Genomic DNA, 25,596 nt, shown 5'->3' on the forward strand with positions numbered 1-25,596 from the left:
GGAACCGACCGTCGCATCGAGGACGAAGGAGTCCGCATGTTCGGTAAGCGCAGCATGACCACGGTCGGGGCGGCGCTCGTCGCCGGCACGATGGTTCTCGGTCTGACCGGCTGCGGCGGGTCCGGCTCCGGGGACGTGAAGGTCGGCTTGATCACCAAGACCGACTCCAACCCGTACTTCGTCAAGCTGCGCGAGGCCGCGCAGGCCCAGGCCGACAAGGACGGCGCCAAGCTCGTCGCGCTGGCCGGTGCGTTCGACGGCGACAACGAAGGCCAGGTCTCGGCGATCGAGAACATGGTCGGCCAGGGCGTCAAGGGCATCCTCATCACGCCGAACTCCTCGACCGGCGTGCTGGACGCCATCAAGAAGGCGCGCGACGCCGGCGTCGTGGTGATCGCGCTCGACACCGCGACCGATCCCGAGGACGCCGTCGACGCGACGTTCGCGACCGACAACAAGGCCGCCGGGGTCAGCCAGGGCAAGTGGGTCAAGGCCGCCATCGGCTCGACGCCGCCGCAGGTGGTCATGCTCGACGGCACACCGGGCGGCACCGTCGACACCTTCCGTCACGACGGCTTCCTCGAGGGCTTCGGCATCACCAACGACTCCCCTGAGATCGTCGGCCGGGAGAACACCAACGGCGACCAGACCAAGGCCCAGACCGCCATGGAGAACATCCTGCAGCGCGCGCCGGGCATCAACGCGCTGTACACGATCAACGAGCCGGCAGCCGCCGGCGCCTATCAGGCGATCCAGGCCGCCAACCGCGCCAACCAGATCACCATCGGGTCGATCGACGGCAGCTGCACCGGCGTCGCCGACGTGAAGGCCGGCAAGATTGGCGCGACGGTCATGCAGTTCCCGGCCAAGATGGCCGAACTCGGCGTGCAGGCCGTGGTGAAGTTCGCCAAGGACGGCACCAAGCCCAGCGGCTTCAACGACACCGGGTCGCAGCTGATCACCGACAAGCCCGTCGCCGGTCTGGAGTCCAAGGACACCGCCTGGGGCGAGCAGAACTGCTGGGGCAAAGCGGGCTCGTGAGCACCGCACCCGCGACGGCGCAGCCGTCCGTGTCGAGCCGGTTCAACGTCGGAAGCATCCTTCGTGAACCGTTGCTCGGACCGCTGGTGGCGCTCGTCATCGCCATCGTCATCTTCAGCGCGGTCTCGGATTCGTTCCTCAACCCGCAGAACGTCTCGCTGATCCTGCAGCAGTCGGTCGTCGTCGGCATCCTCGCCGTCGGCCAGACACTGATCATCCTGACCTCCGGCATCGACCTGTCCATCGGCGCGGTCGCCGTCTTCGGCACCATCGTGATGGCCCAAAGTGCCGGCGCCAACGGGCCGGTGGTCGCGCTTGGGTCGACGCTGCTGGTGTGCATGGTGTTCGGTGCGGTCAACGGCGGCCTCGTCACGATGCTGCGACTGCCGCCGTTCATCGTCACGCTTGGCACGTTCACCGCGATCCAGGCAGCCACCCGGCTGCTGGCGGGGTCGGAGACCTACCGCGTGCCGCCGGGACCCCTCACCTTCCTCGGCACGTCGTTCCGGCTCGGGACGTTCTCGACCACCTACGGCGTCGTCGCGATGCTCTTGGTGTACCTGGTGACGTGGTACGCGCTGTCCCAAACCGCTTGGGGCAAGCACGTGTACGCCGTCGGCGGCAACTCGCAGGCCTCCAACCTCTCGGGCATCAAGTCCGGCCGGGTGCTGTTCTCGGTCTACCTCACCACCGGGGTGATCGCCGCCATCGCCGCCTGGGCCGCGCTCGGTCGCATCCCCAACGCCGACCCGAATGCCTACCAGAACGCGAACCTCGAGACGATCACCGCGGTCGTCATCGGCGGCACCAGCCTCTTCGGCGGCCGCGGCGGGGTCGGCGGCACCCTGGTCGGCACGCTGATCGTCGGCGTGCTCCGCAACGGCCTCACCCAGGCCGGGGTGGACAACCTGTACCAGAACATCGCGACGGGAGTCCTGGTGATCGTGGCGGTGGCAGTGGACCAGTTCGCGCGCAGGAGGTCACAGTGAGCGCCGCACCCGTGCTCGAGGCTCGCGGCCTCGTCAAGAAGTACGGCAACGTCACGGCCATCAACGGTGCCGACTTCGAACTCCGCGAAGGTGAAGTGCTCGCCGTCATCGGCGACAACGGCGCCGGAAAGACCAGTCTCATCAAGGCTCTCGCCGGTGCGGTGGTGCCCGACTCGGGCGAGATCCTGATGAACGGCACGCCCGTGTCGTTCAAGAGCACGCGTGACGCCAGGGCGGCCGGGATCGAGACGGTCTATCAGGATCTCGCGGTGGTACCGGCACTGGACATCGCCTCCAACCTCTACCTCGGCCGCGAGGTACGACGAAAGGGCCTGCTCGGCAGCGTCTTCCGCCGACTCGACATGCCCAAGATGCGGGAGGACGCCTCGCAGCACCTCGCCGACCTGAAGATCGGCATCAAGTCGGTCAACCAGGCCGTGGAGACGCTGTCCGGCGGTCAACGTCAGGGTGTCGCCGTGGCGCGCGCCGCCGCGTTCGGTCGTGGTGTGATCATCATGGACGAGCCGACGGCGGCTCTCGGAGTGCGTGAGTCGGGTCAGGTGATCGACCTGATTCGGTCGATCCGCGACCGCGGCATCCCCGTGGTGCTCATCAGCCACGACATGCCCCACGTCTTCGAGGTGGCCGATCGAATCCACATCCACCGCTTGGGGCAACGCGCCGGCGTCGTCTCCCCGAAGTCGCGGTCGATGTCCGAGGTGGTCGCGCTCATGACCGGTGCGGAGGAACCGAGCGATGAGGAACGCGCCGGGCTCTGAGGGGGCGCCGCAGGGACTGTTCGTGGGTCTGGCGACCCTCGACGTGGTCCACCGCATCGCCGCGCCCCCTGCGGTGAACCAAAAGGTCACGGCGACGGGCCAATTCGTGGCGGCTGGCGGACCGGCGGCCAACGCGGCGGTCACCTTCGCCGGACTCGGTGGCGAGGCCGTCCTGGTGACGGCCCTTGGCGACGATCCGGTCGCCGGTCTGATCCGCGCCGATCTGGCCGCCTACGGTGTCCGCGTCGTCGACGCCGCCGCGGGCACCACCCGGGCGGTGCCCGTGTCCGCGGTCTCGGTCGTCGAGTCCACGGGTGACCGGTCGATCGTCTCGCTCGACGCGGTGAACTCCGAGGCGGCGCCGCCGGCCGATCTGGAGGCTCTGGTCGGCGCCGCCGACGTGCTGTTGGTCGACGGTCATCACCCACTGATCGCGTCGGCCGCGGTCGAATTCGCCCGGGCGGCGTCGACCACCGTGGTCGTCGACGCCGGGCGCTGGAAGCCCGTCATGTCCGACCTGGCCTCCCACGCCACGGACATGGTGTGCTCCGCGGACTTTCGGGTGCCGGGCACCGACACCACCGACTCGACGGCGGCCGCCCTGGTCGGTGACGGAGTCGGCACGGTCGTCACCACTCACGGCGGCGAGCCCGTTCGGTGGTGGTCCGACGGGGAGTCCGGGACCGTACCGGTGCCCCCGGTGGAGGTCGTCGACACCGCGGGTGCCGGGGATGCGTTCCACGGTGCCTATGCGTACTTCGCGGTGCGGGCGACAGACTCGCTGAGCGACCGGATCGCGCGGTCCGCCCGTGTCGCGGCGCTGCGGTGTTCGGTGGTCGGGCCGCGGGCCTGGCTGACTCGACTCCCGGGCCACATCCACGATGAGCAGACGAGAAGGCGGTCACGGTGACCATCGAGCAGGACGTCGAAGACACCACCCTGGACCAGCTGGTCGCGTGGGCCGAGGCGCTCGTCGTCGGCGGTGAGCGCCGCATCGTCGGGCTCACCGGGGCGCCCGGTGCCGGAAAGTCGACCGTTGCAGAACAACTCGTCACCGCGCTGGGTCCCGAGGTGGCCGTGCTGGTCCCCATGGATGGTTTTCACCTGGCCAACGAGGTGCTGATCGAGCTCGGTCGGCGGGATCGCAAGGGTGCCCACGACACGTTCGACGACGGCGGCTACGCGCGGTTGATCGCGACGTTGCGGGCCCAGCGCGTCGACGACCCGGTCGTCTACGCGCCGCGGTTCCTGAGGGAGATCGAGGAGTCGATCGGGTCCTCGATCCCGGTTCCGCCGACGGTTCCCCTTGTCGTCACCGAGGGCAACTACCTGTTATTGGAGGCCGACGCCTGGCCGGCCGCGCGCGCGTGCATCGACGAGGTCTGGTTCTTGGCCCCCGACACCGAGATTCGCCATGACCGGCTGCTCCGCCGGCACGAGTCGTATGGAAAGTCACCGCAGGACGCGGCGTTCTGGGCGCTGGGACCCGACGAGCGCAACGCCCAACTCATCGAGTCGACCGCCGGTCGCGCGGACCGAATCGTGCGTCTCCGGTGACCACGATGGGCGACGTCGCCCGACTCGCGGGCGTCTCGGCGTCCACGGTCTCCCACGTGCTCAACGGCACCCGCAACGTCGACCGCGGCACCCGACTCCGGGTGGAGGCCGCCATCGAGAAGACCGGATACCGCCGCAACGTGGTCGCGCGATCGCTGGCCGCGGGTCGCACGCACACCGTCGGCCTGTCCATCTCGGCGTTGACCAATCCGTACTTCGGCAGCCTGGTGCACGCCGTGGAGCGCGCGTTGTCCGACGCGGGCTATGTCCTCGTCGTCGGGGATTCCCACGACGACGTCGACTCCGAGAAGCGGTTGACCGACTCGCTGCTCGACCGCAAGGTCGACGGGATGATCGTGGCACCGGCGGCCGGATCGGAACGCGTCACCCTCCCGATGATCGCCCGCACCAAGACCCCGCTGGTGCTGATCGACCGGGCCGTCGACGTGGGCAGTGACCAGGTGGGGCCGGAGAACTCCGAGTCGGCCCGGTCGCTGACCCGGCACCTGCTCGACCTGGGGCACCGGCGCATCGGCGTCGTCCGCGGACTGGCCGGAATCTCCTCCACCGTCGAGCGATTCGACGGTTACTGTGCGGCGTTCGCCGACCACGGTGTCGCCGTCGACCCCGCGCTGGTGCTCGACGGCAGGTCCAGCACCGACGTGGCCGAGGCCAGGGTCCGCGAGCTGCTGTCGGGAGCCGACCGGCCCAGTGCCCTGGTGTCGCTCAACAACTCGATGACCATCGGGGCGTTGAAGGCGGTCCGCGGCCTGGGCATGTCGATCCCGGCCGACGTGGCCTTCGTCTGCTTCGACGACTTCGAGTGGTCGGATCTCTTCGAACCCCGGCTCACCGCGGCCGCCCAGGACGTCGACGCGATCGGTGCCACGGCCGTCGAGCTACTCCTACGCCGCATCCGCGGTGGCGACGAAGCACCGCAACGCATTCGGGTGCCGACCACGTTTCACCATCGCAATTCGTGCGGTTGCACGTAACGCCTACCGACAGGACCAGAGAACGTGCCGATTGCCACCCCCGACCATTACGCCGCGATGCTCGACCGCGCAAAGGAGGGCGGGTTCGCCTACCCGGCGATCAACGTGACCAGCTCGCAGACGCTCAACGCAGCCCTGCAGGGTTTCGCCGAGGCCGAGAGTGACGGCATCCTGCAGGTGTCGCTCGGCACGGCGCTCTACCTGTCCGGCACCGCCGTTCAGAATCGGTTCACCGGCTCCAGGGCGCTGGCGCTCTACGCCCACGAGGTCGCCGCGCACTATCCGGTCACCGTGGCGTTGCACACCGACCACTGCCCGGCCGAGAATCTCGACGACTGGGTGCGGCCACTCATCGCCGACGCGATCGAACGCCGCGGCCGCGGTCTTGACCCGCTGTACCAGTCACACATGTGGGACGGGTCCGCGGTGCCGCTGGCCGAGAACCTCAGCATTGCAACGGAATTGCTGGAGTCGTCGGTGGCGGCCAACACCATCCTCGAGATCGAGGTCGGTGTGATCGGCGGTGAGGAGGACGGCATCTCCCACGAGATCAACGAACAGCTCTACACCACGGTCGACGACGCGCGGGCGACCGTGGCGGCCCTCGGGGTGGGGGAGCGTGGCCGCTACCTGACCGCCTTGACCTTCGGCAACGTGCACGGCGTCTACCACCCCGACTCGGTCCATCTGCGCCCAGAGCTGCTGGCCGAGATCCAGACCGTCATCGGTCGGGAGACCGGGCGCGACAAGCCGTTCGACCTGGTGTTCCACGGCGGATCCGGGTCCAGTGCCGAGGACGTCCGGGCGGCGGTCGCCAGCGGCGTGGTGAAGATGAACGTCGACACCGACACCCAGTACGCCTTCACCCGGTCGATCGCCGGTCACATGATCGCCAAGTACGACCAGGTGCTCAAGGTCGACGGCGGCTTCGGTGACAAGAAGGCCTACGACCCGAGGTCGTGGGGCAAGCCTGCCGAAAACGCCATGGCCGCACGGGTGGTCGAGGCGGCTCAGACCTTGGGGTCGGCCGGCAGGGCCATGCGGTAGGGCGGCTACTCGTTGTCGCCGCCGGTCGACTCGGTCGCGCCGACGGCGCCGAACGTCGCACCGTGCGCAGCGGGCCACACCCAGTCGCGCACCACCGGAATGTCGTCACCGTGGGTGCGGGTGTACTCCCTGGCGGCGAGGCGGTCGTCCACCATCTGCTGGCGCAGCGTGGCGTAGGAGGCCTGCAGTGACGGCACCCGGTCGATCACGTCGATCACCAGGTGGTAGCGGTCCAGATCGTTGAGCATTACCATGTCGAACGGCGTGGTGGTGGTGCCCTCCTCCTTGTAGCCGCGCACGTGCAGGTTCTCGTTGTTGGCGCGGCGGTAGGTCAGGCGGTGGATCAGCCACGGGTAGCCGTGGTAGGCGAAGATCACCGGCTTGTCGCGGGTGAACAACATGTCGAATTCCGCGTTCGACAACCCGTGGGGATGTTCGCGCTCGTCCTGCAAGCGCATCAGGTCGACCACGTTGACGAACCGAATCTTCAACTCGGGAACGCTCTTTCGGAGCAGGTCCACCGCGGCCAGGCCCTCGAGAGTCGGCACGTCACCGCACGTCGCCACCACGACGTCGGGCTCCTCGCCGAGCACCTCGCTGCCCGCCCACTCCCAGATGCCGAGGCCGCGGGTGCAGTGCGCGACGGCCTCGTCCATGGTGAGGAAGTTCGGGCTGGGCTGCTTGCCGGCCACGACCACGTTGACGTACTGCCGCGACCGCAGGCAGTGGTCGTAGGTCGACAGCAGCGTGTTCGCGTCCGGCGGCAGGTACACCCGGACGATCTCGGCCCGCTTGTTCATCACGTGGTCGATGAAGCCGGGGTCCTGATGGCTGAAGCCGTTGTGGTCTTGGCGCCAGACATGGCTGGACAGTAGATAGTTCAGGCTGGCGATGGGCCGACGCCACGGAATGTGGTTGGTGACCTTGAGCCACTTGGCATGCTGGTTCAGCATCGAGTCGACGATGTGGATGAAGGCCTCGTAGCAGTTGAACAGGCCGTGACGCCCGGTCAGCAGGTAGCCCTCCAGCCAGCCCTGGCACTGGTGCTCCGACAGCATCTCCATGACACGGCCGACGCGCGCGAGGTGTTCGTCGACCTCGGGGCCGACGTACTCGGCGTTCCACTGCTTGTCGGTCGCGTCGTAGACGCCCTGCAGCCGGTTGGACGCGGTCTCGTCGGGACCGAAGATGCGGAAGTTGTCCGGGTTGAGCCGCACCACGTCGGTCAGCCAGCTGCCCAGCACCCTGGTGGATTCCGCGATCGTGGCGCCCGGGGCGGGTACGTCCACGGCATACTTGCGAAAGTCGGGCAGGCGCAGATCCTTCAGCAGCAGGCCGCCGTTGGTGTGCGGGTTGGCGCTCATCCGGAGGTCGCCCTCGGGGGCCAGCTCGGCGATCGTGGGGTCGAGTCTGCCGTCGGCGTCGAAGAGCTCGTCGGCCCCATACGACGCCAGCCAGTCGGCGAGCACCTGCAGATGCTCGGGCGTGTCGCGGGCGTTGGCCAACGGAACCTGGTGCGCCCGCCACGATCCGGTGGTCTTCTTGCCGTCGATGTACGCGGGTCCGGTCCACCCCTTGGGCGTGCGGAAGACGATCATCGGCCAGCGAACCGGCGTGTCGTCGTCGGCCGGCCGGGCCTTGATCTCCGCAATCTGGTTGAGCACGGTGTCGAGCAGTTCGGCGAATTCGCGGTGGGCCTGGGCCAGATCGGTCTCCTCGGTGGCCTCGAAGAAGTACGGCTCGTGGCCGTACCCGACCATCAAGCTGCGCAGCTCGTCCTTCGGAATGCGATCCAGCACAGTCGGATTGGCGATCTTGTACCCGTTGAGGTGCAGGATGGGCAGCACCACGCCGTCCTGGGTGCGGTTGACGAACTTGTTGGAGTGCCAACTGGTCGCCAGCGGCCCGGTCTCCGCCTCGCCGTCGCCGACCACCGCGGCCACCAGCAGGTCGGGGTTGTCGAACGCGGCGCCGTAGGCGTGGGAAAGCGCGTAGCCCAGCTCACCACCCTCGTGGATGGATCCGGGTGTCTCGGGGGCGACGTGGGACGGGATTCCGCCGGGGAAGGAGAACTGACGGAACAGCCGTCGCAAACCCTCCGTGTCGGCGGTGACGTCGGAGTAGGTCTCGGAGTACGTGCCGTCGAGGTAGGCGTTGGCCACCAGGCCAGGGCCGCCGTGGCCTGGGCCGGTCACGTACACCGTGGACTGGGAGCGTTCCTTGATGGCCCGGTTGAGGTGGGCGTAGAGGAAGTTCAGCCCGGGTGTGGTGCCCCAGTGGCCCAGCAAACGGGGTTTGACGTCCTCGCGGGCCAGGGGTGTCCGCAGCAGAGGGTTGTCCAGCAGGTAGATCTGGCCCACGGACAGGTAGTTGGCGGCGCGCCACCATCCGTGCAGTCGAGCGAGGGTCGAATCGCTCACCGGTTCGACGTCGACGGACTTCCAAGCCGTGGTCACTGCGGTCATCGTTCCATCCAATCCCATGTCGCGGTCGGTGGCACCTCTCGGCGACGTGCCGTCACGGCCGGTTCAACCGGCGGTTGCCCACCCGTGACCCCGCGTACACACCGCATGACGAAGGCGCCGAACCGAGGTCCGGCGCCTTCGCGCGATGGCTAGTTTCCGATCGGAGGGGTGTCCCCCGACGGTCCGTAGGGGCCGTTCTGCTCGTTGGCCCCGCCGCCGGTACCACCGGTGCCGGTCTGGGGCGGATCCACGGTGATCTGCGAATTGCCCGGCTCCTCGCACGTCGTGGTCGACGACGTGGCATCGGTACATTGCTGCGGCTCGGCGGCCGCAGACGGCGCCATCGAGAACATCGCTGCAGCGGCACCTGCCGCGAGCACGGGTGCAATGGACGTGGTCATGCGAAACATGGGTCTCCTAGCTGGTGTGGGAAGTGCGGCTCTGAGCCGCGGACTGTCCGCGAGATGCTCTGCGGGGTGGTCGGTCGCCTTCCCTTGCGTTCCGGCCAAGAGTCACTTGCCCGTCGCAGCCGGGGTCCAAAACCGCCGAATGGCAACGACTTTTGCTGCGGTCGGAGTGTTTGAAGCTCCGCGGAGCAGGTATGCCTTTCTGCGACGAAGGGAGAGCATCCATGGCAGACGACAAGGCCGCCGAAGCCCGCAAGGGGCTGATCGACTCGGTGAAGGGCAAGGCCAAGGAGGTCGTAGGTTCCCTGACCGGCAACGATTCGTTGACCGCCGAGGGCCAGCTCGAACAAACTCAGGCCAGCGCCCGCAAGGAGGCGAACGCCGCCGACGCGGTGGCCGACGCCGAATCCGAGCAGGCCAGGGCGCAGGCCGCCGACGCCGCGGGCCGGGCGGAACGGCAGCGCATCGCCGCCGAGGCCGACGCGGCAACGGCGCAGCAAGCCGCCGCCCGCGAGCGGGCCGCCGAGAAGCAGGCCGCAGAGCGGGCTGCGGCGTCGGAGACTGCGCGGGCCAATCAACGCGCCGAGGAACGCCGCCAGCGCGACGCGGCGGCCGCCGACCTCAGGGCCGACGCCGAGGTGGAGGCCGCGGGCGACGACTACGTCGATGCCGTCGCGGAGTACCAGGAATCGGCCGCGGACACCGCCGCCAAGCGAACCGAAGCAGACCGTCTGCGCGCCCGCGCGCACGACGACGAAGGGAAATGACATGCCCATCACCGACATTCCGCGCGCGATCCTCCGCGTCCAGTACCGACTGGCCAGGACGCCGCTGACGATCGTCGAAGATCGGTGGGTGTCGCGGCTGGACCCCGAGGCCCCGGCCCGGCTCGTCTACGAACGCTCCGTTGGGGTACTCGACGCCGTCGTGGGGCGCGCGCTCGGCGACGACGACGTGGCGCGACGCGGGGCCGCGGCCGCGCAACGGAGCGCTGCCCTAGGCCGGGCCGCCCAACTCGACGCCGAAGCGGAAGCCGAGGCGCGTCAGTCGTCGGCTCGGATCGAACAGGCGCGTGACGAGGCAGCCGAGACGCAGCGCGCGGCCCAGCAGCGCAAGCAGCGCGAGCAGCAGGACGCGGTGAAGGCGGCGGCTCACCGCAAGGCCTCCGCGGCCGATGCCGCAGTCGAGCGTGCGAAGGCCGACAAGCAGAAGGCCGACGCCGCAGCACGGCAGCGGGTCTCCGCCGCCCAGGCGCGGAAGGCCAATGCCGAGAAGGGAATCGACGCCGTCGAGGACGCGAGGCTCGCCGTCGCCGACGACCGTCAGGCCGATGCCGACGACAAGCGCGCGTCGGCGCAAGACGCTCGCGCCAGGGCCAATCAGGTCGAAGACCTGGCCGACGCCGAGAAGCGCAAGCGTCAGCAGGCCCGGTCCAGCAAGTCGTGACGACCACGCGGTCGTGATCCGCGTGGGACCGCTGGCCAGGATCGTCGCGTTCCTTCGCGCCGACTATCCCGACGGTCTGGCCGGCGCCGGCCACGTTCCGCTGGTCGCGCTGCTGCGGCGGCGACTGTCCGGCGACGACCTGGACCTGATCGCGGAGGACATCCGTGCCCTTGGGCCGCCCGTGCGTCACCGTGACGTCGACGTCGCGGTTCGTCGCGTGCTTCGCGACGCCGCTTGTGCCGCCGACGTTCTCGACGTCAGCCGTCAGCTCGACGAGGCGGGCTGGATGATCGTCGACGCGTCCGATCGCGCGAGCCCGGGGGTCACCATCTTCGACGACGTGTGTGCCGCGGCGGTCGACCTGATACCCGGCGCCGACCTGGCCGACGTCATGCTGGCGCGCGACGACGACGTGGTCTCGGTGGCGGGCACCTCCGAGCTGTGTGGACGGCTGGGCGACGTCCGGCGTACCGCAGGCGACGGTCCGTGCACCCACGCGCCGGCCGCCGTCATGGTTCGGGCCGACGACCTCGCCGCCGACGACCGCTGGACCCGGTTCGCGCCCGCCGCCGTCGCCCTCGGTGTGCGCAGTTGTCTGTCGGTCACCCTCTACCGTCGACCGCCAATCGTGGCCACCCTCAACGTCTTCGGCTTCGGGACTCGCGTCTGGGACGAGGACGCCGTGGCACTCGCGGCAACGCTGGCCGCTCACGCGTCGGCGGCCGTCCAGGCGAGCGTGTGGGGCGCCCAGCTGCAGTGCCCGCTCGCAGACGCCGAACGCATCAGCCAAGCCACGGGCGTCGTCATGGAACGACACGGCCTCGACCAGCTCGACGCGTTCGCGGTGTTGCGCCAGCTGGCGGCCGACGACGGCGTCGGGCTGGTCGACATGGCCCGGCAGGTCGTCGACGACTGTCCGTTCTGGTCGCCCGTCGGCGGGTAGTTCGTGGGGTGAACCCCTAGGAGATCTCATGACGACACGACCAGACCAGGACGACGACGCGACGGGTGCCGACGGTGGCGCGCCCCCCGAGGTGCCGCCCGCCACCCCGGCGTACGCGACCCCGCCGCCGGGCGGGATCCCCGACGCCGACGACGACTAGTGAGGCGGGCTACGTCACACCACGCGTTGGGTTCGGGGTCCGGCCGAACCCTGTACCCTGGGCACGAATCAATTGGCTTGTGCTGCTTCGATTTCGGCATCACGCCTGGTCACCCGGCTCGCGGGTGAAGACGAAAGGATGGTCCGTCGTGGCGTCCCCGGGTGCTGGACACCGTCCGAGCACGCGGTTCGGGCCCTACGAACTGCAGGAGCTCATCGGCATGGGCGGCATGGGCGAGGTGTACCGCGCCTATGACACGGTGCGCGAGCGCATGGTGGCCCTGAAACTGCTGCGGGCCGACGTCGCCTCCGACCCGAGCTACCGCGACCGGTTCCGGCGTGAGTCACGCATTGCCGCCCGCCTGCAGGAACCCCACGTCATTCCCGTGCACGACTTCGGCGAGATCGAGGGGGTGCTCTACATCGACATGCGCCTGGTCGACGGCGCCAGCGTCAAGGACGAGCTGCGGGTGCACGGCGTGCTGCCGCCGGCCCGCGCCGTCTCGATCGTGGCGCAGGTCGCCTCCGCCCTGGATGCCGCGCACGCTCACGGTCTCGTGCACCGCGACGTCAAGCCGGAGAACGTCCTGCTCACCCCCGACGACTTCGCCTACCTGGTCGACTTCGGCATCGCCAACGGCGGCGGCGAGGCCACCGTCACCAGGACGGGGTTGATCATCGGGTCGTGTGCCTACATGGCCAGCGAGCGCCTCAGCGGCAAACCCGGCGGCCCGCCGTCGGACGTGTACTCGCTGACGTGCCTGCTGTTCGAGAGCCTGGTGGGCCGGGCGCCGTTCGAGGCCGCCGACATCCGGCAGGTCATGAGCGCCCACATGTTCGCGCCGCCGCCGCGACCCAGCGAGGTCCGTCCGGGGATCAATCCCGCGTTCGACGCCGTCGTCGCCAAGGGCATGGCCAAGAGCCCCGGTGACCGCTTCCCAAGCGCCGGTGAGCTGGCCAGGGCCGCCGCCGCCGCACTGCACGCGGCGCCTCGCCCAGCCGCGACGCCCCACACCCGTCAGTTCGCCGAACGTCCCCCCGCGTACGTGCCCCGCCCGGCCGTCGCGGCCGCGCCCCCGGTGACCGCTTCGCGTTTCGGCCGCACCCAGAAGCTGCTGTTGGCGGGCGCCGCCGCGACGCTATCGCTGGCGGCCGGGCTGGCCGCGGCCATCGTCTACACCGGCGGCGACACCGCGTCGCGGTCGTCCACCACGCTGGCCAGCCCGCCCACCGCGAGCACGTCGACCAGCACGACGACGACGTCCACCCCCACGGCAGCGCCCCTGTCCGGGGTGTCCGACGTCGACTCCAAGGGCTTCGTCGGTCAGGCCGCCCGGTGCGACACCGGGACCGCCGTGGCGGCGATCAAGACGGCCTCGTCACTCGCGGTCATCTGCCAGGACGCGCCGGGCAGCTTCTACTACCACGGCCAACGGCTGCGCGACGGCGCCAACGTGCGCATCGCCGACGCCGTCCCCAGCGGGGGTGGCTACGACGCCGTCAACCCGGCCGACGGCGCCCGTTACGAGGTGCGGCCCGACGAACTGACGATCATCAGCAACGGGCATGTGGACTCCGCGGAACCGGCGCTGGAATACGGCTCGTCGAGCTGACGGGATTATTCACGGCTCTCCGCGGGTAGATTATTAGGTCGCGTAACTAAGTCGACACTCACAGGCACCCCGAGCGAGGCACTCCCATGACGGACACGGTGACCGAACCGCCGCGGTCGAACGACGTCCAGATCGACCCGTCGCGGCGCAACCTCATCTTCACGGCCGTGCTGCTGGGCATGCTCCTGGCCGCACTCGACCAGACGATCGTGGCCACCGCGCTGCCAACCGTCGTGGCCGATCTCGGTGGCGCGGGCCACCAGGCCTGGGTGGTGACGAGCTATCTGCTGGCGTCGACGATCGTCACGGCGATCGTCGGCAAGCTGGGTGACCTCTTCGGCCGCAAACCCGTCTTCATCGCCGCGGTGCTCTTCTTCATGGCCGGGTCGGTGCTGTGCGGTCTGGCCGGCTCGATGCCCATGCTGGTCGCCGCGCGTGCGCTGCAGGGCATCGGTGGCGGCGCCATCATGGTCACCGCGACGGCCGTCATCGGCGAGGTCATCCCGCTGCGCGAACGCGGCAAGTACCAGGGCGCGCTCGGCGCGGTCTTCGGCGTCACGACGGTGATCGGGCCGCTGCTCGGCGGATTCTTCACCGACCACCTGAGCTGGCGCTGGGCCTTCTGGATCAACGTTCCCGTCGCCGTCGTCGTGCTCGCCGTGGCGGTCGTCGCCATTCCGAACCTGAGTGGCCGCGCGCGTCCGGTCATCGACTACGCCGGCATCGTGCTGGTGGGCCTCGGCGCGACCGGTCTGACGCTGGCGACCAGCTGGGGCGGCAGTGAGTACGCGTGGGGTTCGGCGATGATCATCGGCCTCTTCGCCGGGTCGGTGGTGGCGATCGCCGCCTTCGTCGCCGTCGAGCTCCGGGCGAGGGAACCGATCCTGCCGATGCGATTGTTCCGCGAACCGGTGTTCGCGGTGTGCTGCGCGCTGTCCTTCGTCGTCGGCTTCGCGATGCTGGGTGCGCTGACCTTCCTGCCGACGTTCATGCAGTTCGTCGACGGGGTGTCGGCCACCACCTCGGGGCTGCACACGTTGCCGATGGTGCTCGGCCTGCTGACCATGTCGATCAGCAGCGGTGTCATCGTCGGCCGCACCGGCAAGTACAAGATCTTCCCCGTCGCCGGCACGGCGGTGATGGCCGTCGGCTTCGTGCTGCTGTCGCGGATGGGTCCGGACACCCCCACCTGGGAGCAGTCGCTGTACCTGGTGATCCTGGGTGCGGGCATCGGCATGTGCATGCAGGTGCTCGTCCTGATCGTGCAGAACACCGTCGACTTCGCCGACCTGGGCGTCGCGACGTCGGGCGTCACGTTCTTCCGCACCATCGGCAGCTCGTTCGGTGCGGCGGTGTTCGGGTCGCTGTTCAACAACTTCCTGGAGGACCCGCTGGCCGACGCGGTCGCCAAGAGCGGCGCGCCACCTGCGGCCGCGCAGTCCCCTGACGCGCTGCACGCGCTGAGCCCCGAGATGGCCGCCCCGATCGCCTCGGCCTACGCCGACGCACTCGACCAGGTGTTCCTCTACGCCGCCCCCGTCGCGATCGTCGGCTTCGTGCTGGCGTTGCTGCTCAAGCAGGTTCCGTTGCGCAGCAACGACGTCAGCATCGCCGCCGACATGGGTGAGGGTTTCGCGATGCCGACCACCGACTCACCCGACGACCTGCTCAAGAACGCCGTCGGCCGGTTGATCAAGCAGGGCTCTGGCATGCAGCTGCGCGCCATCGCCGAACGGCCAGGCAGCCAACTGGACATCAGCCGGCTCTGGGCGCTGTTGCAGGTGTACCGGTTCGGCCAGGCCGCAGGCGAGGCTCGGCTCAGCGACATCGCCGAACACGTTCGCTTGCCACGGGAAATCCTCGAGCCCGCCTTCGACCGGCTGGCTCTCACCGGATACGCCGAGCGCACCAAGGACCAGTTCTGGTTGACCCCGGCCGGTGCCCGTCAGATCGAGCAGTTCCGCGCCGCCACGTTGGAGTGGCTCACCAGTGGGCTCACCCAGTCCGCGGGGCTCGAGGTGCGGCCGGATCGCACGCAGGTCAGGCAGGCGCTGGATCGCGTGACGCAAGACGTTCTGGTGCAACGGGATTACTCCGAGGACGCCACGCAGGCGATGCGGATGCGGCCGGCACGACGCGCGTCGCACCCGCCGCGTCGGCCTCCGACTCCGATGCCGCCGCGGGCGCAACCGCCACGCCCGCGGGCGCCGATGCCGCCCCCGCCGCGGCAGGCCGGTGACCCGCCGACGACGAGATTGCGCCCGCCCGGGCCGCCGCCGCGGGGGCCTCAGCCTCCGAGGCCCCCGCAGCGTTAGCCGACCGGCGCGGGCGCCGGCGCGATGCGGTCGACGGCGTACGTCGCTGCCTCGTTCGTCATGCCGTTGAAGCCGTAGCTGGCGTGCGCGAAGGTGGGCTGCCCGCCCGGCGTGCCGTCGCAGATGGTGTCGCCCTGCGCGCAGAGCTGAAGCGTCTTCGGGGCGTAGTTCGCGCCGATGGTCAGCTGGGGTGCGTCGTACTGCTGCAGGAACTCTGGCGACGGGTTGCCGAACAACGTCACGGCGGCAACGTGATTGGCGACCTCGGCAGGCAGGGGCTGCGGCAGGATTGCGACGGGGACGCCGTCGGGCGCCCGGTCGGAGGTGACGAACCCGGCGACGATGGCGCCCTGGCTGTACCCGCCGAGCACGATCTTGGTGGCGGGGCAGTTCGCTGCTGTTGCCCGGACGTGGTCGCCGGCGTCCCGCACGCCGTCGATCACGCTTTGGGCGAACACCTCTCGGTTGTTGAAGTCGGTGCTGGCGGCGTAGTTCACCGGGTAGACGTCCAACGAGCGGGCGCCCAGCTGGGCGCGCAACGCGTCGACGTAGGACTGGCCGACACCGCCCACACCGGGGGCTTCACCGGACCCGCGGGCAAAGACCAGCTCCGCGTCTGGGCAGGGTTCCGCGGATGCGGCCGGGGCCGAGGTGGTGGTGAGGATCGCGCCGGCGGTGAGGGCGGCAGCGCCGAGCAGGCGTGGCAAATGTCGGATTGTCATGAGCCCGAGTTACCCCCGGCTTTGCCGACCAAACCACGAGGCGGGCGTTGACGCGCACGAAAACGGGGTACACGGCACCGATGACCAGTGCGAATGCGCCCCGCGCGTGACCGAGACCGACCAGCGCGACCTCGGTGACTCCGACAGTCCGATCGAGGACGAACTGGAGGACGCCTTCCAGCGGATGATCGGCGAAGGCACCCAACGGTTGCACCGCCCGTGGCGGGAGGTGCTCACCACGGGCTTCTTCGGCGGCACCGAGGTGGCGCTCGGCGTGCTCGCCTACCTCTCGGTGCTGAACCAGACGCACAACCCTCTGCTGGCGGGCCTGGCGTTCTCCGTCGGCTTCCTCGCGCTGCTACTGGGCCGCAGCGAGCTGTTCACCGAGGGCTTCCTGGTGCCGGTCACGACGGTGGTCGCCAAGCGCGCCAGCGTGCCTCAGCTGCTGAAGCTGTGGTGCGGCACTCTGCTGGCCAACCTGGTGGGCGGCTGGCTGATCATGTGGCTCATCATGACCGGCTTCCCCAAGCTGAGGTCGCAGACCATCGAGTCGGCAAGCCACTACATCGACGCGCCAATTGGCCCGGAGTCCATCGCGCTGGCCGTCCTCGGCGGCATGGCCATCACCCTGATGACGCGCATGCAGCACGGCACCGACTCGATGCCGGCCAAGATCGCCGCCGCCGTCGCGGGCGCCTTCCTCTTGGCCGGGCTACAGATGTTCCACTCGATCCTGGACTCGCTGTTGATCTTTGGTGCCCTGATCTCCGGGGCGGCCCCGTTCGGGTACCTGGACTGGCTGGCGTGGTTCGCCTACGTGGCACCGCTGAACGTGCTCGGTGGGCTTGCCCTGGTGACCTTGCTGCGGCTCATCCGCAGCAAGGACCGGTTGAAGGACGAACGGGCGAGCGCGGAGTCCTAGATCGCGGCGGGCTCCTCGACGAAGGTCTCCCGGACTTCCTTGGGTCCGAACGGCCACGTGGTCTCGGCCTTGGCGTAGACCAGGAAGGCGACGCAGCCGATGACGATCCACCCCAGTGACAGCGCGATCGACAGCCAGGTCGCCGAGTAGTAGACGTACACCCAGCCGACCAACGCGACGATCGTGGGGACGGGGTACAGCCACTGCCGGTAGGGCCGTTGAAGATTGGGCTGGCGGCGGCGCAGCACGACGATCGCGGCCACCTGCGCGAGTGACTGGATGATCACCAGCGTGGCTACGGCGGCGTTGATGATCGTGGTCAGGGTGAACAGCGACCCGATGATGGTGATGACGCCCATGGCGATCACGCCCGCGGTGGGCAGGTTGAGCTTGGGGTGCAGCTTGGCGAATACCGGCAGGAACACCTTGTCGCGGGCGGCCTCGAACGGCACGCGGGAGCCGCCGAGCAGGCCGGCGAACACCGAGCCGATGGCGGCCACGACGATCAACGCGGTGATGATCTGTGCGGCAGTCGAACCCCAGGCCTGCTCGAGCACCGAGGAGGCGACGGAGGTGGAGGCCTTGATCTCCTCGAGCGGCAGCGAGCCGAGCACGCCGATCTGCAGCAGGAAGTAGATGCTCATGATGCCGAGGATGGAGAACACGATGGACCGGGGGATGGTGCGGCCGGGGTCGCGCATCTCGGCGCCGAGGTAGGCGGTGGTGTTGTAGCCGAGGTAGTCGTAGACGGCGATGATGAGCCCGGCGCCGAGGCCAGCCCAGAAGGTGCCGTGGCTGCCGAAGGCGCCGGGAGTGAAGGCGAAGGCCTGTGCGCCGCTGAAGTGGCTGTAGGCGGCGATGATGGTGCTGAACACCGCGACGAGCATGACGACGAACAGCACGGTGGTGAGCTTGCCAATCTGGCCGATCTTGCGGAACAGCGCGGCCATGATGATTAGGGTGATGCCGACGCCAATTAGTTTGCCCAGGGCGGTGTTTCCGCCGTCGTCGGTGACCCCGGGGATCAGGTAGCCGAGGTATTGGACCAGGCCGATGATGCCGGTGGACATGATGAGCGGGATGAAGAGCACCGCGCTCCAGACGAAGAGGAACGGCATGAGCCGGCCGGTGCGGTACTGGAAGGCTTCGCGGAGGTAGATGTAGGTGCCGCCGGCGCCGGGCATGGCGGCGCCGAGCTCGGCCCAGATGAGCCCGTCGGCTAGGGCGAGGAGGGCGCCGACGATCCAGCCGAACATGGCCTCGGGCCCGCCGAAGGTGGCGACCATGGCGGGGATCGTGACGAAGGGCCCGATGCCGCACATCTGGGTCATGTTGATCGCGGTGGCCTGCAGGGGGCCGATTTGGCGTTCCAGCGCGGGCTGCTGGGTCGTCGAGGCTCCGGTCGACGGTGAGCTCATCGCGCACCTCCTTCGTCGTGGTTTGTTAGTAAAGTTTCTTAACATACTGAGCGCGGGTGTGCGAGAGTTCACGTGTAAATTTCCGAAGTCGACGGGACGGGAGGTGGCGGTGGACGGCCGTGCGGCACCGCAGGCGGGAACTCCGGCGAACATGCGTGCGCTCAACCAGCGTCTGGTGCTGGACCGGCTGCGCGAGCATGGCGAGGCCACCCGGCCCGAGATCGCGACCGTGACCGGCCTGTCGAAACCCACTGTGGGACAAGCACTGCTGGACCTGGAGCAGCACGGTCTGGTCCGAGCCATCGGCCGCCGGCTGGACCGGCCCGGCCGGGCGGCGGTGGTCTACCGCACCGCCCCGGACGCCGGCTACATCGTCGGGGTCGACGTCGGGCGTCGCGCGCTGCACGTCGCGGTCGCCGACCTGGACGGCGTGGTGGTCGCTCGCGTCGAGCAGCCCAACCGCAGCCGCTCGGGCGCCATGCTCGTGCGCACGGTCGGCGAGTCGGTCGCCCGCGCCCTCGGCGAAGCCGGGCTGACGGGGGACGACATCGTGGTCACCGTCGTCGGCACGCCGGGCATCCCCGACGTCGAGGCCGGCACAGTACACCGCTCGCCCAACCTGCCCGGCTGGGAGCGGCGCGGCCTGCTCGGCGAGTTGATGGGGTTGCTCAGCGCGAACGGGTCGACGGTGCTGGTGGAGAACGACGCCAATCTGTGTGCGGTCGGCGAGCACGCCCGCGGCGCGGCCCAGGGCGTCGACGTGGTGGCGTGCCTGACCGTCGGCACGGGCATCGGCCTGGGAATCCTGCTCGGCGGCAACCTATTCCGGGGTGCGCGCGGGGCGGCGGGGGAAATCGCGGACCTGCCCTACGGCCGCGTGCCGGCCGGGGTGACGTCACACCGGCCGGGTCCAGTGGAGGTGGTCGCCGCTGGGGACGCGGTGGTGTCGGAGGCCCGCTCGGCGGGGTTGACCGTGCCCACCGCGAAGGCGGTGTTCGACCTGGCTCGCTCCGGTGACGCCCTTGCCATGCGGGTGGTGGCCGACGAGGCGTCCAAGCTGGCGCGGGTGGTCTCGGTGGTGACCGCGGTGCTGGACCCGGGGCTGATCGTCCTGGCGGGCGGCATCGGCCGTAACGTCGACCTGCTGGCCGACCCGATGCGCCGCGAACTGGCCGAGACCATTCCGCTGGTGCCCGACATCGTCGGGGGAGAGCTGGGCGACGACGCCGTCCTGGTCGGGGCGATCGCGACGGCCATGGACACGGCGTGGGACCTGGTGTTCGAGCGACGGGTGTTGGGGCGGTGATGGACGTCGTCGTCGAGCGGGACGAGGCGGCATGCGGGGCGACGGTCGCCGACGTCTTTGACCGGGCGGTTCGGTCGGGGGCTCGGACTATAGGGCTGGCGACGGGGTCCTCGCCGCTGTCGGTGTACCGCGAACTGATCCGCCGGCACCGGGAGGAAGGGCTGTCGTTCGCGGCGGTTCGGGCGTTCCTGCTGGACGAATACGTGGGGCTGCCGGCGGGGCATCCGCAGTCCTACGCGCAGGTGATCCGGACGGAGTTCGCGTCGCACGTCGACCTGGCGGGTGTGTCCGGCCCGGACGGCGGTTCTTCGGACTTGAGTTGTGCCGCAGACTCTTACGACGCATTGGTCGTCTCGTCGGGTCCGGTGGACGTGCAGCTCTTGGGGATCGGAGCCAACGGGCACATCGGGTTCAACGAGCCGGGGTCTGCGCTGGACTCGCGGACGCGGGTGACGACGTTGACGTCACAGACGCGCCAGGACAACGCGCGGTTCTTCGCGAGCGTCGACGAGGTGCCGCGCCGCGTCATCACGCAGGGGTTGGGCACGATCAGCTCGGCCCGGCATTTGGTGTTGATCGCGACGGGGGAGCACAAGGCGAAGGCGGTGGCGGCGGCCCTGGAGGGGCCGGTCACGGCGGAGTGCCCGGCGTCGGTGTTGCAACGTCATCTGATGGTGACGGTGGTTTTGGAGGAGGGGGCGGCGAAGTTGTTGGGCCGGGTCCGTAGCGGCGACGCGGCGGGTCACTAGCCGGTCGGCGTGTTCAGTTTCAGCACTCGACCGTTGCCGTAGTCGGCGACAAACACATGGCCACGGTTGTCGACCGCTATGCCCCAGGGCTTTTCGACGTCCTCAAAGAGCAGATCTCTTGAGCCTTCGTGGCCGGAGGCAAGTTCTAAGACACGGCCGTCGCCATAGCTCGTGACATAGACGGTTCCGGCCGAGTCGACGGCGACGCCGTTCGGTTTGCGCAGCCCGCTGAACGGCAGCTCGACGGGCTCGGACTTGCCAGCGGGCAGCTGCAGCACACGGTCGTTGTAGGTGTCGGCGACATAGACGTTGCCCGAGGTGTCCGCTGCGACGCCGGCCGGCTTCTTCAGACCGGTGATCGGCAGTTCGACGGCTACGTCACCCTCTCGGGTCATCAGGACGCGATCGTTGTAGGTGTCGGCGACGAAGAGGGTTCCGGAAGAGTCGACGGCCACGCCGCCGGGACGGTTGAGGCCGGCCATTTCGATCTCGGTTGCCTGGGCCGCACCCGGCGCCAACTTCAGCACCCGATCGTTGACGTAGTCAGTTGCGAAGACATCGCCCGCCGCGTCAACTGCCAAACCAGTCGGACCCGCACCCTCGAAAGGCAGCCGTGACACGGAGCCACCGTCTGCCGACAACATCAACACTCCGTTACTGGTGACGTCTTTTCCGGCGACGGTCACATACACGTTGCCGTTGTTGTCCACTGCGACTCCCTGCGGGGATTCCAGCGAGCCGAAGGCCATTTTGGTCGGACCTGACGGGGCGGCGGCACTGCTCGTGGGCTCTTGTCGCGTTGCCGAATCGGGTGCCGCCACCAGCAGAACGAACGCGAGCACACACGCAAGTGCAACCACAGCCGTCAAGGCCAGCCACTTCCATCGGAACTGACGATCCGCTCTGGGGGGTTGGCGGTGGCCAGGGTCCTGCGGCGATACGGTCGATGGGTACGGCCGTGCTCCATCCGAACTCGGTGGCATATCCATGGGCTTACTCTCGTCCATGGTCGGGACGAACTGCTCAGCCGTCCGGGTTTCAACCCGTTTCTTGGCGTTGGTGCGATACCTCGGCAGGGCACCTTTAGCCTTGGTCCGGCTTCGTTGACAGGTGTGCTGAGCCAAAACTAATCTGTGGTGATGCCGGCCAGAAAAGCGGAGTACAACACCGATTTACTTCGTGCTGGGAGTGATTCGAGCTCGTTTGCGGGATTAGCCGCTCAAAAGGCCGCGAGTCGACTATCGGATGCGATGCTCCCGCGAGGCATCTTTGGCGAGTTCGCGGCTGCGGAGGGATTTCACAGCGCGGCACTCAAGGCGCGAGACAGCCATCTACAACGGTCCCAGGATCACCACGCCCGACTAACGGACATTGCCAGTAAAGGCCACATAGGTGCCGGTGTCGTCACCGACACCGACTCCGACGCTGCACAGGCGATCGCGGGCGCGAGCGATCAATTCGAGGCCGAAGACGCTTGACTCAGTTCGTCAACTTCACGCAGGCGGAGTTGGTAGCTGCCGCCGGTGGCGACCCGTGGAAACTCAACAGCGAATTGCAGGCCGGTGACTCCGGCGCGATAGACGGCTTGGCGGACGCGTTTCACCAAGCGGGCTCGCACGTTCGTGAAGCAGACGAGGAATTCGACGCCGCCAAGAAGAAATTCAAAGAGGCCTACAAGCGCAACGACAGTGAATCCCCGATCGACGAGTCTCACGAAGTTCAGCGAGCGGCGGCTGAGTTGGCCGGCCACCCCGAGAAGCTCTCGCAGATTGCTATCAATCTTGAGCACGTCGCGGCATCCCTAGCCATTGCGCAACGCAACAGTGACGCTGAGATCGCCGGCCTCGAATCCCAATTGCACGCCATCGACGATCAGATCTCTGCGGTGCTCGCAGACTCGCCATCCGAGGCAGCGAACCTTCTCGCGTCCGCGAACGCCGCGACGGCCGCAGCAGTCGGCCAGCTCGAGACGTTTCGAGGTTCCTACGTCGCCCAGCTCGACGCGGCTGAGTCCGCGATGATGGAGACGGGGTACACGCCGGACGCGATCGACGACGCCGACGGCGTGGCAGGCAACGCACCAGGAGAGATCGCCGACCGCTATGACAAATCGGGGCAGCGCGCTCGCGATCAGGCAATGGTCGACCAGGCGAATGCCGCAGGCCGCGGGTCGGCGTCGAGCATGATTGGTGAACCCGGATACATGACACAGGAAGAAGCCGACGCTGCGGCCCGATTACGCGACTACCAAGCGATCGTCGATCCGGCGCACAGCTATACGCGTTCGGCCCACGCCCACGGTGACGATCGTCCGACACGGCTAGCGAGTCAGCGACTTGACGACTACATGACGTCGAAGTCCACAGGTCCGGTGCCGAAGGACTTGGTGCTCGGCGGCGACGCACGCACACGGGCAGAAGCGAGGCTGCAACTCCAGCGGGATCTGGAGAGCGGAAACGTTTCCTGGCATCAACAACCCATGACCCCAGATGACGCCACTAGGTTGATCGACCAAATGGAGGCCTCCGACCGTTCCAACGCGTTGACGAAACTGCAGCAGGAACTCCAAGCGTCTGGGATGACAGCGCAGGGAGCCGGAACCGTGGCCGAAGGTATGTCGCAGGGGATCATTCCGAAGGAACTCGTCGATGGTGCCTCCGCGGCTGGAAAGCCGATAGCCGGCGGGGCGGAGGCGTTCAATCGAGGGGGAGAAGCTCTCCCCACGGGCCGGCATTGGGAACCGGGCGTCGCGTTCTCGGAGGAGGATGTCAAAGCCCTCAAGACTATTGGCGGAAGACTTGGCTGGGCTGGAAACGTGATCGACCTCGGTGTAGGCCTGTACGAGTGGCACAACGGCGCGCCGTTGGGCGAGGTGCTCTCGAAGAGTGCCGGCGGGATGGCCGGTGCTTGGGGCCTGGGCGCGATTGGAGCCGAAGGCGGTATGGCAGTCGCGGGACCACCCGGCGCGTTCGTCGGTGCGCTCGTCCTGGGGACGGCTGGCGCCTTCGGCGGCGAGAAGGCTGGGGAAGCGGCATACGACTGGCTGACGAGGTAGACCATCAACGTTCCGTTCGTAGTCACGACCTTTGTCGGACTGGTGCTTCCGTTATTGGCGTCGGCCAAGAACCCCGCGCGTGGCCGTCGACTGTTCTGGTCGGGTCTTGTTTTAGCGGTTGGTTCCGCGTTCTTCATCGCGTACCCACCGAACTGGAAGTCGGGCCTGGGATTGTCGACTTTCGTCGCCGCGATGATGTTGTTCACCGCATTCTTCACCACCCCGTATCTCAAGGTCGGCGGAAAGGTGTTCGCATTCTTCACGATTGACGCTGAGTCGGAGGAGACGGCGAGCAACGACGTTCGGGGCGCCGAGCCGCGAAGTCGTCCTGCGCAGCGAACGGGAGCGCTTACATCGGCGCGTAAGTTGTGGTGGCTCATGGTGCCTGCGATGGCGCTATGCGTTTTCAATGTCGAGCAGTTCGTGGTCGCCGGCGAGAACCCGCGGCTCGCGGCCGCGATGGCCGCCGTCATCGTGGTCGTGGCGCTCACCCTGGGTTATGGCGACGGCCGCGCGGATTTCGGTTTCGCGCGAAAGCAGTTCTTGCAGTTCGTGATCGTGTCGGTAATGACGCTGGGCACGTTGGCCGTTCTTTATGCTGTTGGGTATGCGGTTGGCCGACAGATGTGGCGCCGGCGCCAGGACGGGACTCGGCAAGCCGAGCTGCCTGGCTGACAGCCGGTCGCCAGGTGAGCGCCGGTGGCGGCGGACAGACCGCTAGCGATGTAGCTCAGCTAGTTCGCCGCTGATGGCCCAGCGATCATCGATTGGTTCGGCGGCGATCAATTCACCGGCGACGCAGAGGTGGTCAGATGGATCCCACTTGACACCCTGCCGGTAGGGCGACGCGAGACGTCGCACCGCTCCGAGGACGGCACGGTGCTGATTGAGCAGCGCCAGCTCGATCTCTGCAGCATCTTCAGAGAGCACTTCGGCAAGCCGAGTTGACACCTCAGGTAAGACCGACGTGTCGGTGTGGGAATGAAACGCGCAGATGACTCCGTCGAAGATGCCCTTTACGAGCGCACCCCAGACCGGCTGTCGTCGCAGCGGCGGGCGCACCTGAAGGCTAACGGCAAAGCGCGTTTCGGGCGCAGCAGGCTCGAAAACCGCCGGCTCACCGCGGCGCAACGCCAGCCACACCTGGGCAAGCTTCTTGTCACCGCGGAATGCGCCAAGGTCGGTCCAGCCGAAGGACGCGAGCGTTCGTCCCTTCTGCCAGTGGTTAAAGGTGCTCGAACGCGTCGCGAGCGCGTAGCGATAGCCAAAGGAGTAGTCCACACCGTCGTGGGGTGCCTGTACAGGGCCTCCGTGTTCGAAGCGGATCCCGTTACGGCCTGCGGTACTAAACGAGTCGATGTTGTATATCGCCAGGTTTTCGACGTCGGCGTTGGCGAGCTTGGCTCCGGAGAACGTCGCGTGCAGCACCTGTGCCTGCGACGGTTCGAGCTGCCGGCAGCGACTACGGAGCTCACTTCGGAGCAACTCTTGCCACTGAGGGCGCCGTTCGAAGCGGATGTAGTCGTCGGCCCAAGCCTCGACGACGGCATTCCCTGCCGTGGGTCCGATGATATTGAAGTGAGTGTTGCGCATTTCTCCCCGCCTGTTGGGCTCAACCGTCAATTGAATGACTCCACGTTGCGCCCCTGCCAGCTGCGCGGAGGTGAT

Annotated in this window: 25 protein-coding genes; 19 read left to right on the forward strand and 6 right to left on the reverse strand. The window is 68.2% G+C overall.

The genetic code is table 11. The annotated features are described in order from the left end of the window. The first annotated feature begins 36 nt into the window (after positions 1-36). From H7K45_RS12515 to fbaA, 7 genes are read left to right on the forward strand one after another with little or no spacing between them, the layout of a single operon-like run. Positions 37-1,041, forward strand: a complete 1,005-nt coding sequence (locus H7K45_RS12515) for a substrate-binding domain-containing protein (RefSeq protein WP_263996127.1) — start codon at positions 37-39, stop codon at positions 1,039-1,041. After that, positions 1,038-2,030 (forward strand): ABC transporter permease, encoded by a 993-nt coding sequence (locus H7K45_RS12520; protein WP_263996128.1) that lies wholly within the window; start codon positions 1,038-1,040, stop codon positions 2,028-2,030. The genes H7K45_RS12515 and H7K45_RS12520 overlap by 4 nt, the downstream gene beginning before the upstream one ends. Further along, positions 2,027-2,809: an ATP-binding cassette domain-containing protein gene (locus H7K45_RS12525; protein WP_263996129.1), complete on the forward strand. Its 783-nt coding sequence runs from the start codon at positions 2,027-2,029 to the stop codon at positions 2,807-2,809. The genes H7K45_RS12520 and H7K45_RS12525 overlap by 4 nt, the downstream gene beginning before the upstream one ends. Then, entirely contained in the window at positions 2,787-3,719 is a 933-nt protein-coding gene (locus H7K45_RS12530; protein WP_263996130.1) for a PfkB family carbohydrate kinase, read from the forward strand. The genes H7K45_RS12525 and H7K45_RS12530 overlap by 23 nt, the downstream gene beginning before the upstream one ends. Continuing rightward, the gene (locus tag H7K45_RS12535; protein ID WP_263996131.1) at positions 3,716-4,366 is read left to right on the forward strand and encodes a nucleoside/nucleotide kinase family protein; all 651 of its coding nucleotides are present in this window, start codon (positions 3,716-3,718) and stop codon (positions 4,364-4,366) included. The genes H7K45_RS12530 and H7K45_RS12535 overlap by 4 nt, the downstream gene beginning before the upstream one ends. Before the next feature lie 5 nt (positions 4,367-4,371). Beyond that, positions 4,372-5,361, forward strand: coding sequence for a LacI family DNA-binding transcriptional regulator (locus H7K45_RS12540; protein ID WP_263996981.1), 990 nt, complete (start codon positions 4,372-4,374; stop codon positions 5,359-5,361). 24 nt (positions 5,362-5,385) lie between these two features. Further along, the gene (fbaA, locus tag H7K45_RS12545; RefSeq protein WP_263996132.1) at positions 5,386-6,408 is read left to right on the forward strand and encodes a class II fructose-bisphosphate aldolase; all 1,023 of its coding nucleotides are present in this window, start codon (positions 5,386-5,388) and stop codon (positions 6,406-6,408) included. 5 nt (positions 6,409-6,413) lie between these two features. Here the strand turns inward: fbaA and H7K45_RS12550 are convergent, their stop codons facing one another. After that, complete coding sequence (locus tag H7K45_RS12550) at positions 6,414-8,873, reverse strand: phosphoketolase family protein (protein ID WP_263996133.1); 2,460 nt, start codon at positions 8,871-8,873, stop codon at positions 6,414-6,416. Between the two features lie 149 nt (positions 8,874-9,022). After that, positions 9,023-9,274, reverse strand: a complete 252-nt coding sequence (locus tag H7K45_RS12555) for a hypothetical protein (RefSeq protein WP_263996134.1) — start codon at positions 9,272-9,274, stop codon at positions 9,023-9,025. 230 nt (positions 9,275-9,504) lie between these two features. Between H7K45_RS12555 and H7K45_RS12560 the strand changes: the two genes are divergently transcribed. The 6 genes from H7K45_RS12560 to H7K45_RS12585 all read left to right on the forward strand — a co-directional run bounded on the left by H7K45_RS12560 (position 9,505) and on the right by H7K45_RS12585 (position 15,756). Continuing rightward, positions 9,505-10,047, forward strand: a complete 543-nt coding sequence (locus H7K45_RS12560) for a CsbD family protein (protein WP_263996135.1) — start codon at positions 9,505-9,507, stop codon at positions 10,045-10,047. 1 nt (position 10,048) lies between these two features. After that, entirely contained in the window at positions 10,049-10,726 is a 678-nt protein-coding gene (locus H7K45_RS12565; RefSeq protein WP_263996136.1) for an IF2 family translation initiation factor, read from the forward strand. 13 nt (positions 10,727-10,739) lie between these two features. Then, positions 10,740-11,669: a DUF3349 domain-containing protein gene (locus tag H7K45_RS12570; protein WP_263996137.1), complete on the forward strand. Its 930-nt coding sequence runs from the start codon at positions 10,740-10,742 to the stop codon at positions 11,667-11,669. 28 nt (positions 11,670-11,697) lie between these two features. Next, entirely contained in the window at positions 11,698-11,829 is a 132-nt protein-coding gene (locus tag H7K45_RS12575) for a hypothetical protein (protein ID WP_263996138.1), read from the forward strand. A gap of 148 nt (positions 11,830-11,977) precedes the next feature. Further along, positions 11,978-13,441: a serine/threonine-protein kinase gene (locus H7K45_RS12580; protein ID WP_263996139.1), complete on the forward strand. Its 1,464-nt coding sequence runs from the start codon at positions 11,978-11,980 to the stop codon at positions 13,439-13,441. A gap of 86 nt (positions 13,442-13,527) precedes the next feature. Beyond that, positions 13,528-15,756, forward strand: a complete 2,229-nt coding sequence (locus H7K45_RS12585) for an MDR family MFS transporter (RefSeq protein ID WP_263996140.1) — start codon at positions 13,528-13,530, stop codon at positions 15,754-15,756. On the opposite strand, the gene H7K45_RS12590 is transcribed toward H7K45_RS12585, so the two are convergent. Next, positions 15,753-16,478: a cutinase family protein gene (locus tag H7K45_RS12590; RefSeq protein ID WP_263996141.1), complete on the reverse strand. Its 726-nt coding sequence runs from the start codon at positions 16,476-16,478 to the stop codon at positions 15,753-15,755. The two genes, H7K45_RS12585 and H7K45_RS12590, sit on opposite strands and share 4 nt — an antisense overlap. 106 nt (positions 16,479-16,584) lie before the next feature. Here H7K45_RS12590 and H7K45_RS12595 point away from each other — a divergent pair, with 106 nt between their 5' ends. Continuing rightward, positions 16,585-17,400: a formate/nitrite transporter family protein gene (locus H7K45_RS12595; RefSeq protein WP_263996142.1), complete on the forward strand. Its 816-nt coding sequence runs from the start codon at positions 16,585-16,587 to the stop codon at positions 17,398-17,400. Here the strand turns inward: H7K45_RS12595 and H7K45_RS12600 are convergent. After that, entirely contained in the window at positions 17,397-18,818 is a 1,422-nt protein-coding gene (locus tag H7K45_RS12600; protein ID WP_263996143.1) for an APC family permease, read from the reverse strand. The genes H7K45_RS12595 and H7K45_RS12600 overlap by 4 nt on opposite strands. 109 nt (positions 18,819-18,927) lie before the next feature. Here H7K45_RS12600 and H7K45_RS12605 point away from each other — a divergent pair, with 109 nt between their 5' ends. Then, the gene (locus tag H7K45_RS12605; protein WP_263996144.1) at positions 18,928-20,124 is read left to right on the forward strand and encodes an ROK family transcriptional regulator; all 1,197 of its coding nucleotides are present in this window, start codon (positions 18,928-18,930) and stop codon (positions 20,122-20,124) included. Continuing rightward, positions 20,124-20,873: a glucosamine-6-phosphate deaminase gene (locus H7K45_RS12610; protein ID WP_263996145.1), complete on the forward strand. Its 750-nt coding sequence runs from the start codon at positions 20,124-20,126 to the stop codon at positions 20,871-20,873. Before H7K45_RS12605 ends, H7K45_RS12610 begins: the two co-directional genes overlap by 1 nt. On the opposite strand, the gene H7K45_RS31490 is transcribed toward H7K45_RS12610, so the two are convergent. Further along, complete coding sequence (locus H7K45_RS31490; protein ID WP_263996146.1) at positions 20,870-21,583, reverse strand: NHL repeat-containing protein; 714 nt, start codon at positions 21,581-21,583, stop codon at positions 20,870-20,872. The genes H7K45_RS12610 and H7K45_RS31490 overlap by 4 nt on opposite strands. Before the next feature lie 429 nt (positions 21,584-22,012). Between H7K45_RS31490 and H7K45_RS12620 the strand changes: the two genes are divergently transcribed. Genes H7K45_RS12620 through H7K45_RS12630 form a run of 3 tightly spaced genes read left to right on the forward strand, consistent with a single transcriptional unit; the run spans position 22,013 to position 24,603 of the window. After that, entirely contained in the window at positions 22,013-22,351 is a 339-nt protein-coding gene (locus tag H7K45_RS12620; RefSeq protein ID WP_263996147.1) for a DUF2563 family protein, read from the forward strand. Then, entirely contained in the window at positions 22,348-23,928 is a 1,581-nt protein-coding gene (locus tag H7K45_RS12625) for a putative alpha/beta hydrolase (protein ID WP_263996148.1), read from the forward strand. The genes H7K45_RS12620 and H7K45_RS12625 overlap by 4 nt, the downstream gene beginning before the upstream one ends. A gap of 42 nt (positions 23,929-23,970) precedes the next feature. Further along, positions 23,971-24,603 (forward strand): hypothetical protein, encoded by a 633-nt coding sequence (locus tag H7K45_RS12630; protein WP_263996149.1) that lies wholly within the window; start codon positions 23,971-23,973, stop codon positions 24,601-24,603. A 42-nt stretch (positions 24,604-24,645) separates the two neighbouring features. Here H7K45_RS12630 and H7K45_RS12635 read toward each other — a convergent pair whose 3' ends face one another. Beyond that, the gene (locus H7K45_RS12635) at positions 24,646-25,521 is read right to left on the reverse strand and encodes a hypothetical protein (RefSeq protein WP_263996150.1); all 876 of its coding nucleotides are present in this window, start codon (positions 25,519-25,521) and stop codon (positions 24,646-24,648) included. Between the last annotated feature and the right edge of the window lie 75 nt (positions 25,522-25,596).

It is taken from the genome of Mycobacterium yunnanensis (genome assembly GCF_025823185.1).
In the GTDB taxonomy this organism is placed as follows: Bacteria; Actinomycetota; Actinomycetes; order Mycobacteriales; family Mycobacteriaceae; genus Mycobacterium; species Mycobacterium yunnanensis.